The organism is Streptomyces lichenis, from assembly GCF_023218175.1.
Lineage (GTDB): Bacteria > Actinomycetota > Actinomycetes > Streptomycetales > Streptomycetaceae > Streptomyces > Streptomyces lichenis.
In genome coordinates this window covers 77,962-89,785 of record NZ_JALPTH010000031.1, presented here as the reverse complement: position 1 = coordinate 89,785, position 11,824 = coordinate 77,962, and the positions used below count along the sequence as shown (strand labels likewise).

General features: G+C 75.7%; 13 protein-coding genes. 2 read left to right on the top strand and 11 right to left on the bottom strand.

What is annotated here, in order from left to right:
* Nucleotides 1-143: 143 nt before the first annotated feature.
* Complete coding sequence (locus M1O15_RS26325) at nt 144-1,703, bottom strand: molybdopterin-dependent oxidoreductase (protein WP_248636671.1); 1,560 nt, start codon at nt 1,701-1,703, stop codon at nt 144-146.
* 178 nt (nt 1,704-1,881) lie between these two features.
* Here M1O15_RS26325 and M1O15_RS26320 point away from each other — a divergent pair, with 178 nt between their 5' ends.
* Nucleotides 1,882-3,012, top strand: coding sequence for an N-acetylglucosamine kinase (locus M1O15_RS26320; RefSeq protein ID WP_248636670.1), 1,131 nt, complete (start codon nt 1,882-1,884; stop codon nt 3,010-3,012).
* A 55-nt stretch (nt 3,013-3,067) separates the two neighbouring features.
* Nucleotides 3,068-3,847, top strand: a complete 780-nt coding sequence (locus M1O15_RS26315) for a nitroreductase family protein (RefSeq protein WP_372499592.1) — start codon at nt 3,068-3,070, stop codon at nt 3,845-3,847.
* Nucleotides 3,848-3,898: 51 nt separating this feature from the next.
* Here M1O15_RS26315 and M1O15_RS26310 read toward each other — a convergent pair whose 3' ends face one another.
* From M1O15_RS26310 to M1O15_RS26265, 10 genes are all read right to left on the bottom strand, one after another.
* Nucleotides 3,899-4,270, bottom strand: coding sequence for a hypothetical protein (locus M1O15_RS26310; protein WP_248636669.1), 372 nt, complete (start codon nt 4,268-4,270; stop codon nt 3,899-3,901).
* 213 nt (nt 4,271-4,483) lie between these two features.
* A complete protein-coding gene (locus M1O15_RS26305) occupies nt 4,484-4,675 on the bottom strand; it encodes a DUF6381 family protein (protein ID WP_248636668.1) in 192 nt (63 codons plus the stop codon).
* A gap of 147 nt (nt 4,676-4,822) precedes the next feature.
* Nucleotides 4,823-5,050, bottom strand: a complete 228-nt coding sequence (locus M1O15_RS26300; RefSeq protein ID WP_248636667.1) for a DUF5133 domain-containing protein — start codon at nt 5,048-5,050, stop codon at nt 4,823-4,825.
* A gap of 198 nt (nt 5,051-5,248) precedes the next feature.
* Nucleotides 5,249-5,734 carry an ATP-binding protein gene (locus M1O15_RS26295; RefSeq protein WP_248636666.1) on the bottom strand — a complete coding sequence of 162 codons (486 nt, stop codon included), beginning with the start codon at nt 5,732-5,734 and terminating at the stop codon, nt 5,249-5,251.
* Between the two features lie 196 nt (nt 5,735-5,930).
* On the bottom strand, nt 5,931-6,440 hold the full coding sequence (locus M1O15_RS26290) for a DinB family protein (protein ID WP_248636665.1): 510 nt from the start codon (nt 6,438-6,440) through the stop codon (nt 5,931-5,933).
* A gap of 66 nt (nt 6,441-6,506) precedes the next feature.
* Nucleotides 6,507-7,133 carry a class I SAM-dependent methyltransferase gene (locus tag M1O15_RS26285; RefSeq protein WP_248636664.1) on the bottom strand — a complete coding sequence of 209 codons (627 nt, stop codon included), beginning with the start codon at nt 7,131-7,133 and terminating at the stop codon, nt 6,507-6,509.
* A 194-nt stretch (nt 7,134-7,327) separates the two neighbouring features.
* Nucleotides 7,328-7,753 (bottom strand): RICIN domain-containing protein, encoded by a 426-nt coding sequence (locus M1O15_RS26280; RefSeq protein WP_248636663.1) that lies wholly within the window; start codon nt 7,751-7,753, stop codon nt 7,328-7,330.
* A gap of 412 nt (nt 7,754-8,165) precedes the next feature.
* The gene (locus M1O15_RS26275; protein WP_248636662.1) at nt 8,166-10,454 is read right to left on the bottom strand and encodes an FtsX-like permease family protein; all 2,289 of its coding nucleotides are present in this window, start codon (nt 10,452-10,454) and stop codon (nt 8,166-8,168) included.
* A gap of 5 nt (nt 10,455-10,459) precedes the next feature.
* On the bottom strand, nt 10,460-11,221 hold the full coding sequence (locus M1O15_RS26270; protein WP_248636661.1) for an ABC transporter ATP-binding protein: 762 nt from the start codon (nt 11,219-11,221) through the stop codon (nt 10,460-10,462).
* Complete coding sequence (locus M1O15_RS26265; protein WP_248636660.1) at nt 11,218-11,733, bottom strand: PadR family transcriptional regulator; 516 nt, start codon at nt 11,731-11,733, stop codon at nt 11,218-11,220. Before M1O15_RS26265 ends, M1O15_RS26270 begins: the two co-directional genes overlap by 4 nt.
* Nucleotides 11,734-11,824 lie beyond the last annotated feature (91 nt).

Sequence of the window (11,824 nt, the reverse complement as noted above, 5' to 3'; positions counted from 1 at the left end):
CGAAGGACTGCTGGCGACTGTCCGCGTCGTAGATCGACATTCCGGCCCCCGCCGCCGTTGTGGTCCCGCGGCGGCCCCCGCCCGTACGGCCGGATGCCCGGCCCCCGCGTACTCGGGGCCGGGCACCGGACGGGCGCGGGGGCTCACTCCACCGAGACGACCACCGAGTGCCAGCCGCTGGCCCCGTCCGGGACGGTGCGGGTGCGCCGCTCGGTCTGCGTGGTGCCGGTCCCGTCGGTGGCGCGGACGGTGAGGGTGTGCGATCCGGGCGCGGCCCGCCAGGGGTAGGACCACTGCCGCCAGGTGTCCGTGGAGGGCACCGGGGCCAGATCGGCGCGCTCCCAGGGCCCGTCGTCCACCCGTACCTCCACCTTCTCGATTCCCCGGTGCTGGGCCCAGGCCACACCGCCGACCATCACGGTGCCGGCGCCCGGGCGGGCGAACGGCTTGGGGGTGTCGATCCGGGCCTGCGTCTTGATGGGCGCCTTCGCGGCCCAGTCCCGCTTGACCCAGTAGGCGTCATAGGCGTCGAAGGTGGTCAGCTCGATGTCCTGGATCCACTTGCAGGCCGAGACGTACCCGTACAGCCCGGGCACCACCATGCGGACCGGGAAGCCGTGGTCGAAGGGGAGCGGTTCGCCGTTCATCCCGACCGCCAGCAGCGCGTCCCGCCCGTCCATGACGTCCTCCACGGGCGTGCCGATCGTCATCCCGTCCACCGAGCGGGAGACCAGCTGATCGGCCGGGCCGCCCCGGGACGGCGGGCGCACCCCCGCCTCCGCCAGCAGCTCCTTCAGCCGTACCCCGATCCAGCGGGCGTGGCCGGCGTACGGCCCGCCGACCTCGTTGGACACGCAGGTCAGGGTGATGTCCCGTTCGATCAGCTCCCGCCCCAGCAGGTCCTGGAAGGACAGGCTGAGCGGCCGGCGCACGCCCTCGCCGTGGATGCGCAACCGCCAGGCCCCGGCGTCCACCTTGGGCACGACCAGGGCCGTGTCCACCCGGTAGAAGTCGCGGTTCGGCGTGGTGAAGGAGGAGATGCCGGGGATACGGAGCTGGGCGCCCCGGGGCAGCGGGGCGGCGGGCTCCCGGGGCGCGGGCAGCACCACGGCCGCGCGGGAGGCGGCCGCGTCCTCGGCCCTGGCCCCGCCGAGCAGCCGCCCGGCCACCCCCGCCCCGGTGGACGCGGCGGCCGCGGCGCCCGCCGCGACCAGGAACCGGCGGCGGTCCCAGCCCGTCTCCGCCTCGTCGTCGGAGGCGGCCTCCCGGGGCGGGGCCGGGAGCCGGCCGCTCAGCAGATACAGCAGGGCCGCGCCCGCCACCGCCCCGGTGAGCGACGGCAGGGCGTCGGCGTATGAGCCGGAGTCCGGGCGGCCGATCGCCGCGAGCGCGCCGACCACCCCGAACAGCAGGATGCCGGCCGCTCCGGCCCGCCGGTGGCGCCCGGCGAGCAGTCCCAGACCGGCGGCCAGCAGCGCGATGACGGCGAGCATGCCCCAGAGCAGGACCGCCTTGTCGTTCTCGCCGAAGTTGCGGATCGCCCAGTCCTTGACGGGCGCCGGAGTGCGGTCGATGGCGGCGCCGCCCACCGCGGTCACCGGGCCCGCGCCGGGCCGGACGAGTCCGGCCACCAGTTCGGCGACGGCCAGCGCGGCGTACCCGGCCAGCAGCCCGCTCACTCCGGCGAGCAGCGGACGCACCACCCGGGCGCCCCAGGAACGCGGCGGGCGAGGCGGTCGGGGCGGGTGGGACGGAGGTGCGGTCGAGGTGGTCACACCTTGTTTTCGGAGCGCACGGCCGTCCGGATGGGCGCGGGTGCGGGGAGAGGGCCCCGGGGGCACTCCGTTGAAGCGTGCCTCGGGCCCCGGTAGGTTCCGGCGCATGGAACGGACAGCGGGAGCGCGGACCGTGGGCCCGGCGGTGGCAGGCCAGGAGGAGCCGACGGCGCCGGGCGGACGCGCCCGGGTACGGCCGCCGGCCGGGACCTGTCTGGCGGCGGTGGACGTGGGCGGCACCGGCAGCCGGATCCGTCTGCTCTGGGAGCCGGGTGAGGGGGCGGGCCCCCGGACCGTGGAGCTCCGCGCACCGGGGCGGACCGTCGGGGCGGCGGGCATCGACACCGGGGCCCTGCTGGACGGTCTGGCCGGGGCACTGGAGGAGGCGGGGGCCGCCCTGCCGTCCCCGCGGCCCCCGGTGGCGGCGGTCGGGGTGGGGCTGAGCGGGCTGCTCCATCTCACCGCCGCACCGGAGGAGGTCTGCCGGGGCCTGGCCGGTCTCTTCGGTGCCGAGCGGGTGGTGCTCGCCGCCGATGTGGTGACCTCCTACGTCGGCGCCCTCGGCTTCCGGCCCGGCGCCGTGGTGGCCGCGGGCACCGGTGCGGTGGCCCTCGGCACGGACCTCGCCGGACGGTGGACGCACCGGGACGGCTGGGGGCATCTGCTCGGTGACGAGGGCGCCGGCGCCTGGATCGGGCAGCGGGGGCTGCGGGCCGCGGCCCGCGCCCACGACGGACGGCCGGGTGGCTCGGCGGCCTTGCTGGCGGCGGCCGTCGAGCGCTTCGGCCCGCCGGAGGGCTGGCCCGCCCTGCTCTACCCGTACGGGGACGTCGCCGGGCGGATGGCCGCCTTCGCCCCGGACACGGCCGCCGCGGCCCGGCGCGGCGACCCGGTCGCGCTCGGCATCTGGCGGCGGGCCGCGCGGCACCTGGCCGACACCGTGGTGTCCGCCCTGCCCGGGGGCCCGGAGGGCATGGAGACATCGGGGGGCCAGGGGCCGGTGGTGTCCTGGTGCGGCAGCCTGTTCGCCGCCGGCGACCTGCTGGGGACGCCGTTCCAGGAGGCGGTGGCCGCCGCCCGTCCAGGCGTCCGAGTGGTGCCGCCCGCGGGCTCCTCACTGGACGGCGCGCTCGCGCTGGCGAGGATCGGCGCGGCCGAGCCGGACCGGCTGCCGGACGCCGCCCCGTACCTCCGGGTCCGGACCTACGGCACCCGCCGGGGCGGCGGGCGGCCGTGAACCCCGCCGTACGCCCCCTCCCCCACCTCAGCCGTCCGGCCTACACTTCGCGATCATGACTTCCGAAGCTTCCGAAGCGCAGACGGCACCGGCGCACACCGCACCGGCGGACACCGCAGCGGTGGCGACCGGCGGCCCGGCCGCGGGCCCCGAGCTCTTCGCCACCATGTCCACCATGCGGGCCATGCGGCGCCTCAAGGCCGACCCGGTCCCGGAGGAGCTGCTCGACCGGCTCGTCCAGGCGGCCGTCTGGGGCCCCAGCGGCGGCAACATGCAGCGGTTCGAGTACGTGGTGGTGACCGACCGCGCGGTCATGGCGGAGCTGGCACCGCTGTGGCGGCGGTGTGTGGACGCCTATCTCGCGACCACCGGCAGGTACGCGCCGTCGGGCATGGACGAGGCCGCCTACCGGCGGATGGTCGCCGCCATCGAGTACCAGCGCGACCACTTCGCCGACACCCCGGCGCTGATCGTGCCCTGCTACCGGTTCCCGCCGCCGCGTATCGAGGAGGAGGGACTGCGGGCGTCCGCCGAGGCACTGGGCCCTCAGGCCGCGGAGCGGATGGCCACCGGGCAGACCCGCTTCCAGGCGCTGGCGGAGGGCTCCTGCGTCTACCCGGGCGTGCAGAACCTGCTGCTGGCGGCGCGCGCTCTGGGCCTGGCCGCCAACATCACCATCTGGCACCTGATGCTGGAGGACGAGTGGAAGCAGGTGCTCGGCATCCCCGCCGACATGAACACCTTCGCCGCCGTCCCGGTGGGCCGGCCGCTCGGCAACTTCGGCCCGGTGCGGCGCCGTCCGGTGGCCGAGGTCGTCCACCGCGACCGCTGGTGACGACCGCCCGGCGGCGATAGCTTTAGGCGGCGACAGTCCGGCGACTGGGGCTCAGTCGCGTTCGGAGGCGTAGAGGGCGGCGGCGCACAGCACACCCCAGGCCGCCGCCACCCCCACGGCCTTGCGGCGCTTGTCCGGCTCCTTGAGGAACGTGCCGAAGACCACCGCGTCGGAGGCGTCCGCGGCGATCCGGCAGACGGTGGCCAGCCGGCGCGAGGCGCGGTCGCCGGCCAGGACCATGGCGGTGCCGATCGCCGCGTCCCGGGCGCCCAGCGAGCGGATCAGCAGGGCCGTCGGCCCCGGCACCCGGCCCTCCTTGTCCACCAGCCCGCAGGGCCGGGCGAGCACCTCGGGCCGGGCGACGAGGGCCAGGCTGTACGCGGCCGTGGCCGTTCCGAGCACCCGGGTCAGGGTCGCGGACATGGGACCGCCTCTCACAGTTCGTACGTCGCACACCAGGGCAACAGTCCGCCTCCGCGTACCCCTTGGGCCGTCCCCCACGCACCGCACCGGCGCGCGGCACCGGGCCGACCGCCGGGATCAGTCCCGGGACGGCGAACGGCGGCCGGTCCGGACGGACCGGCCGCCGTGTCGGCAGGCAGGGGGATCAGCAGGTCGGTGACCCCCGGGGCCGCATCAGATGATCGGATCGATGTCGCCGCTCGCCATGGCGGACTCCTGATCGCTCTGGTCCCTCAGGCGGCGGGCCTTGTCCCTGAGCCGCTGCTGCTCCTGCTGGTCGTCGACGCCCTCCGCCGCCCGGTCCAGCTGCTGCGCCTTGTCGCGCATCTGGCGGACCCGGCCACGGGCCTCGTCTGCGGTACTCATCACGGCCTCCTCGAAGAACGGGCTCGACATCGGGCTCGGCATCGGGCTCGGAAACGGATGAACTGGCACCCACCAGGGAAGCAGGGCTCGCACCGGACCGCACCTCGGGCCCGGGAAGGGCACCGGCCCGGTCCGGCGAACGGCCGCTCAGGCCTCCAGCACCGCGTCGTCGCGGCGGTGCGCGGCGAGCTGCCGGCGGGCCACCGCGAGGGCGCTCTCGGCGTCCCGGGTGCCGGTGGAGACGCAGAGGGTGTAGGTCACGTCCTCCATCCGACGGCGCACGTCCGTGCTGACGGCCTTCTGCGCGTTGAGGGTGCGCAGGCTCTCGTACTCCTTGACGAGGTCGCTCAGAATCGCGGGGTGTGCCATCAGCACTGCGGTCTCCTTCACGTCGATGCCCCCGAACGGGCTCCGCTCGGATACCCGGATGGCGGCATCCCATACCTCGTACGGCCCAACGGCCCCGTACCCGTCCGGTGATCCGCCCGCCCCGGGGCCGGACACGGGCGGTGCCCGCCGGAGGGTTCTCCGACGGGCACCGGGAGGCTGCGGGGGCGGTGGGCGGGTGGCGGGTCAGGCGACGCCCGGTGTCATTCCGGAGGGGGCGCCGCCCGGGTCGTCCTGGAGGGCGATCAGGGCGCGGGTGCGCTTGCCGACCGGCTCCCGGCGCACCTCGTACCCCTGGCTCACGGCGAGCACGATCTCCAGGCCGTGCTGCCCCACCCGTCCGGCCTCCGGGGTGCGCGGCAGCGGGAGCACCGGGTCGGAGTCCCAGACGGCCACCTCGACCATCCGGTCCGCCAGCCGCAGGTCCAGCACACAGGGGCCGGGGGCGTACTTGCAGACGTTGGTGACCAGTTCGCTGACCACCAGCTGGGTCACCGCGAACGCGCGGCCCGAGACCTCCTGGCCGTGGTCCGCGGTCAGCCGGTCCAGGAACCCGGCGGCGAAGTCGCGGGCCTCGGCGATACAGGCCGGGTCACCGTCGAAGGCGACGCTGGCCGAGACCATGTCGACCGGCGATCGCCGCTCCGTGGTCCCATCCGTCGTCAGGGGCATGTACATCGCCTTCCGCAGCACAGGGTCCGGCACGGTGCCGCGGTTGCGGTCACGACGGCGCGGTTACCCCGCTTCCCCACCCTCACGCATCGGGAAAACGCAATTTCATGCCGACACGAGGGTGATGCCGGTCACATGACGGACACACAGTCGTCATGGGGGGAGATCGGCGCACGGCCGGCTGTGCCGGGGGCGTTCAGCGGCCGGTCGAGCCGTCGATCAGCTCGCGGACGATGTCCGCGTGGCCGGCATGGCGGCCGGTCTCCTCGATCAGATGGGTGAGGGCCCAGCGGATGCTCGGTGCGGGGCTGCCGGGCCGGGGGCGCGGCAGCGGTGCGCCGAGGTCGCCGCACCCGTCGAGTACGTCGTCGAGTACCGCGTCGGCCTCGGCGACCGCCTTCCGGTACCGGGCCACGACCTCGGCCACGCTGTCCTCCGGCGCGGCGTGGAAGGTCGCCTGCCAGTCGCCGACCCGCTCGCCGAGGAACGTCACCCGCTCCACCTGGGTGAGGTGGTGGAGCAGGCCGAGCAGGTTGGTGCCGGACGCCACCGGGGAGGTGCGGACCGCCGGTTCGGGGGCGCCCTCGACCTTCGCGGCGACGGAGGTCCGCAGATAGCCGAGGAAGCCGCGCAGTACCTCGGCCTCGCTGTTCCCGGTACGGGGCGGCGGGGTGTCGCGGCGGGTGCGGTGCGGGGCGGCGGACATGGTGCCTCCTTGCGGTCGCCGGTCACCGGTCCGGCGGTGCGGTGGCGGGTTCATGGGACGTGCCGGTCAGCGGGTGCGGCCGATGAGCAGGACGTGGTCGGTGACCTCGGCGGTGCGGCCGTCCGGCCCGGTCGCGGTACGGCGGAGCGCCTCGGCCCGCTCGACCGTCCACACCGCCGGGTCGAGACCGAGGCCCGCGGCGACCTCCCGCGGGCTCGGGTACCGGACCTCGGGGTCCTGGTTCCAGGACCACGGGGCGGTCGAGCCGTGGTCGACGACGAGCAGCCGCCCGCCCGGGCGCAGGGCGTACGCGGCGGTCCGCAGGACGGTCGTCCGGTCCAGGTCCAGCGGGGTGTGCAGATAGTGGGCGCAGACCAGGTCGAACGCACCGTACGGGAAGGACTCGCCCAGGTCGTGGCGTTCGGCGGCGATGGCGTCGCCCAGGCCGTGGGAGCGGGCGAGTCCGGTGAGCCGCTCCACCGCCACCGCCGAGACGTCCACGGCGGTGACCTGCCACCCCCGGCGGGCGAGCCACAGCGCGTCGCCGCCCTCGCCGCAGCCGAGGTCCAGGGCGTCCCCGGGCGGCGAGCCGCTCACCGCCTCGGTGAGCCGTGCGTTCGGCCGTGGATCGGCGGCCGGCCGCCGGGCCGCGTAGACGCCGTCCCAGTAGCGGACCGGTGGGGTGGTACTCATCGGGACTCCATAAGGGGTGAGGGGCCGGGGAAGGCCTGCTGCGGGTGCACGCGTCCGAGTCTTCCCGGCCCCCCGGCGCTCCGGCACGGGACCTTGCCGTTCCGGCAAAGGAGGCGCCTCAGCCGCCCGGTGGCCCCGGCGGCTCCGGTGACCGCGTGGGCCACCGGAGCCGCCGACCGGGCGGGGGGGAAGGGCTATCCGAGCCGGAACTGCTGGTGCGGGGCGTCCCCACCGGGCCACTGGACCAGCGCGGTGCCGTTGTCCGGGCTCTCACCGTGGACGGAGAGGTACTGGCCGCTGTGGCGGTTCTGAAGGGCGAAGTAGCCGTTGTCCTTCTGCACCAGGCGCCATTCCTGGTGCGGGCCGGTCACATCGCCCCACTGGATGGTCTTCGCTCCGTCCGCGGTGCTCTCCCCGTCCACCGAGAGCGCCTTGCCGCTGTGCACGGCGCGCACCACGTAGTAGCCGCCGCTGGTGGCCTCCAGGTTCCATTTCTGGTGGTCGCCGCCCTGGTAGGGCCACTGGACCACGGCCGTGCCGTCGTCCGTCTTCTCCCCGTGGACGGACACGGCCTTGTCGCTGTGCCGGGCGATCAGCGCGGCGGTGAACACGGCGGTCATGGGACTCGCTTCCTACGCAGGACACCGCCGTCCCCGGCGGCGGACCCGAACGGACCGGGCCACCGGACACCCTGGCCGCCGAGCCCTCCCCGGAACCGGGAAACCCCTTCAAACCACCCCTTGGCGGCACAGGCCCGGCGCGAGGACGACGCGCCCGCACCGCCACCGTGGTGCCCGCCACGTGACCGCGGGCGGGGTCCGGGCCCGGGTGGCGGGGCCGGTGCGGGCGAGCACCGCGAGGGCGTCGGCGCGGCGGGCGCGGCGCCAGGCGGTGAGCCCGTCGGCCGCCGGACCGCCGCGGGCGGTGGCGGCGTCCTCCTCGACCGAGGTGAAGCCGCCGAGCCTGCGCTGCCGGCTCCCGCTCTCCTCCTCGCCCGTGTCGACCGCCTTGGCGGGAACCCTGGTGCGAGCCTCAGGCCACCGCGCTGAGGGTGTCGGCGAGGCGGTGGCGGGTGGCGCGGGCGGCGGGGAGGACGGCGAGGGCGACCGCCCCGGCGACGGCGGCGGCGACGAGGGCCAGGAGGTGCGGCATCGGCGGGGCGTGGGCGATGCCCGCGCCGATGCCGGTGGCCCGGGCCTCGTGGTCGATCAGCCAGTGGGCCAGCGGGACGCCCAGGGCGGTGCCGAGGAGGGCGGCGGCCAGGGCGGTGCAGCCGGTCGCGGTGACCGTGACGGCGGTGATCTGGCGCGGGGTCAGGCCGATGGCCTTGAGGGCGAGCAGGTCCCGCCCGCCGTCGCGCACGGTGCCGCCGATGGCGGTGGACAGTTCGGTGAGGCCGATCAGGGCGAGGACGGCGATCAGCGAGACGACGACCCCGCGCAGGGCGGTCAGGCGGTCGGCGGGGCCGGTGGCCGACTGGATGTCCAGCCGGGAGGAGGAGGCCTCGGCGAGGTCCGCGCCCACCGCGCGCGGGTCGGCCCCGGGGCGCAGTCGCAGCTGGTAGAGGGTGGGGCGCAGACCGGGGTGGTTCTCGCGGAGGGTGTCGAGGGAGGTGGAGACCACCCGGCCGCCGTTCTCCGGTTCGATGCTGCGGCCGACCAGGTGCAGCACCTGGGGGTGGCCGCCGACGGTCAGCCGTATCCAGTCGCCGACCCGGGCGTCCAGCAGGTCGAGCAGACCCTGACCGGCGACGGCCTCGTCGGGTCCGTGCGCGGCGCGGCCCTCGGCGAGGGCGTACGGGTAGGGGTGGGCGCGGGTGCCGAGGCCGCGCAGGGCGATGGTGCCGGTCTGGCCGGGCACCAGGGCGGCGACCTCCAGGCCGGGGTGGGCGGCGGTGACGTCCGGATGGGCCCGCAGCAGCGCGGCCGCCTCCCGGTCGGTGAGGGTGGCGTCGGGGCGGGCGGTGAGCGCGGCGGCGAGGCCGACCTGCTCGGGGCGGCTGTCGAAGCGTTCGATGGTCGTCCAGCCGCCGAGCGCCATGGTGATCAGCAGCAGGGGAAGGGCGAGGCGGGCGACGGTGGACGGCGCGCGGCGGCCCCGCCCGAAGGCCCGGTGCCAGCCGAGGACCAGCGCGGGCGGCATCCGCAGCCCGAGGGCCGTGCGGGCCGCGCCGGAGAGCCCTCCCCCGCCGGGGGCCGCGGTCGCGGGCAGTACGGGTACGGGCGGGACGCGGCCCGCCCGCCAGGCGGCCAGGCAGGTGGCCGCCCCGATGAACAGCACCGCGGCGGCCGGGACGAGGAGGAGGGCGGCCAGGTGTCCGGGCAGGCCCTGCCACACCTGGACCGCGTCGCCGAGCCGCCCGGGCAGCCGGCCGCCCGCGGCCCGGACGAGCAGGACGGCGAGGGCCGCGCCGAGCACGGCGAACGCCAGATGCTGGACCAGGAAGACCCGGACGACCTGGCCGGGGGTGAAGCCGACGGCCTTGAGGACGGAGATGTCGCGCAGGTGCCCGCGCACCCGGGTGCTGATGGCGCCGAACACGGCGAGCGCGGCGGCGAGCAGGGCGCCGAGGCCGAAGAGCCCGAGGACCTGGCCGAGCAGCCGGGTGTCGCCCTGGGCGTCGGAGCGGGCCTGCTGCCAGGTGGAGACCTCGCTGACGGCCCCGGCGCCGAGGGCGGTGACGGCGCGCTGGACCGTGTAGTCGGTGTCGTCCGGGTCGGCGAGCCGCAGTCCGACCACCTGGCCCGCGCCGCTGCCCGAGGTCACGGCGGACGGCAGGGCCCAGACGGTGCCGGGCCGTTCGCCGGGGCGGTAGCGGCGCTCGGCGGTCTCGGCGGTGCCGAGGACGGTGCGGCTGCGGCCCGCGACGGTGAGCCGGTCGCCGGGTTCGGCCCACAGGGCGCGGGCGAGGCCCGCTTCCAGCACGACGCCGTCGGGGGCGGCCGGGTCGAGCCAGCGGCCGGAGACCATCAGCGGGCGGCCGGTGGTGGGCGGGGCGGGGCCGGTGGCGCGCAGTTCGACGTTCGCGCGGGCGCCCCGGGAGGCGGCGGTGGTGGTGGCGGTGCGGTACGGGCCGGAGACGGCGGCGACGCCGTCGAGGGAGGCGAGCCGGCCGGTGTCGGCGGCGGGGGCGGTGCGGATCCAGAAGTGGGCGCCCGAGGACTGGGTGAAGACCCGCTGCCAGGGGTTGGTGGCATAGCCGAACAGAGCGGTGGCCAGCAGCAGGGAGGCGACGATCCCGGCGGTGGCGGCGACCAGGAACAGCGCCTCGCCCCGATGGGTGCGCAGATCGGCGTGCGCCCAGCGCAGCATGGCCCGCACGCCGGTCAGTCCTCGGGGTCGTTCAGGTCGATGACGGCCGCCGGGCCGGTGCGGCGGGCGGGGACCGCGCCGAGTGCGGCGTCGTCGGCTATCCGGCCGTCGTAGAAGCTGATGACCCGGTCGGCGGCGCTGGCGAGCCGGGCGTCATGGGTGACCAGCACGATGGTCTGCCCGCGCTGGTGGAAGCGGCTGAGCAGCCGCATGACCTCGCGGGTGCCCTTGCTGTCGAGGCTGCCGGCCGGTTCGTCGGCCAGCAGCAGCCGGGGCTGGTTGACCAGGGCGCGGGCCAGGGCGACGCGCTGCTGCTCACCGCCGGACAGCTCGCCGGGCATACCGCGCTCCTTGCCCTCCAGGCCCAGTTCGGCGAGGAGCCTGACGCGTTCGGCGCGGGCCTGCCGGACGGGGGTGCCGGCGAGCAGGGCGGGGAGTTCGACGTTGTCGGCGACGGTGAGGTTGGAGACCAGGTTGAAGAACTGGAAGACGATGCCGATGCGCCGGCGCCGTTCGACCGCCCAACGCGCCTCGCTGTAGCCGTCGGTGCGCTCGCCGTCGAGCCGGAGCGAGCCGCCGTCGGGGCGCTGGAGCCCGCCGAGCAGATGCAGCAGGGTGGACTTGCCCGCGCCGGAGGGGCCGGTGATCGCGACGAACTCCCCGTGGCGGACGTCGAGGTCGACGCCGCGCACGGCGTGGGCGGGCGCGCCCTCGCCGTGGTGGGTCTTGACCAGCCCTTCGGCGCGCAGCAGGGGCGGGGAGGCGTCCGTGGTCACCGCAGGTCCTCCAGTTCCTCCTGGCAGCGCTCCAGCCAGTCGAGGTCGGCCTGGAGGTGGAGCATGGCGCCCTCGATGAGCAGATGCGCGATGCGGTTGTCCCGGTCTTCGGCCGCGGCCAGCTTGGAGAGGTTGCGCATGGTGGTGAGGTACTCGCGTCGCTGCTTGTTGATGAGGGCGATCTGGTCGGCGAGCCCGGTGCGCGGGGCGAGGGCGAGCTTCATGAAGAACTCGTCCCGGACCCTGGGTTCGTCGGCCGTCTCCTCGAACCAGGCGCTCAGTGCCTCCTGCCCGGCCTCGGTGAGGCGGTAGATCTTCTTGTTGGGCCGGCTCTCCTGGGCGATCTCCTCGCCCTCGATGAGCCCGGACTTCTCCAGCCGGCCGAGGGTGACGTAGATCTGGCCGACGTTGGTGGGAGGGTACGCGGCGCCCAGCAGTTGCTCAAGGTCCTGCTTGAGCTCGTAGCCGTGGGCGGGGCCCCTTGCCAGCAGGGCGAGGAGGGGAAGGCGCACCCGTGCTGTCCTCCTTGGCCTGCTCCCGAGGTGATGTGGGCTCTAGTATCGCCCATACCTAACGGGTATACATGCCCGGGACGGAGGACGC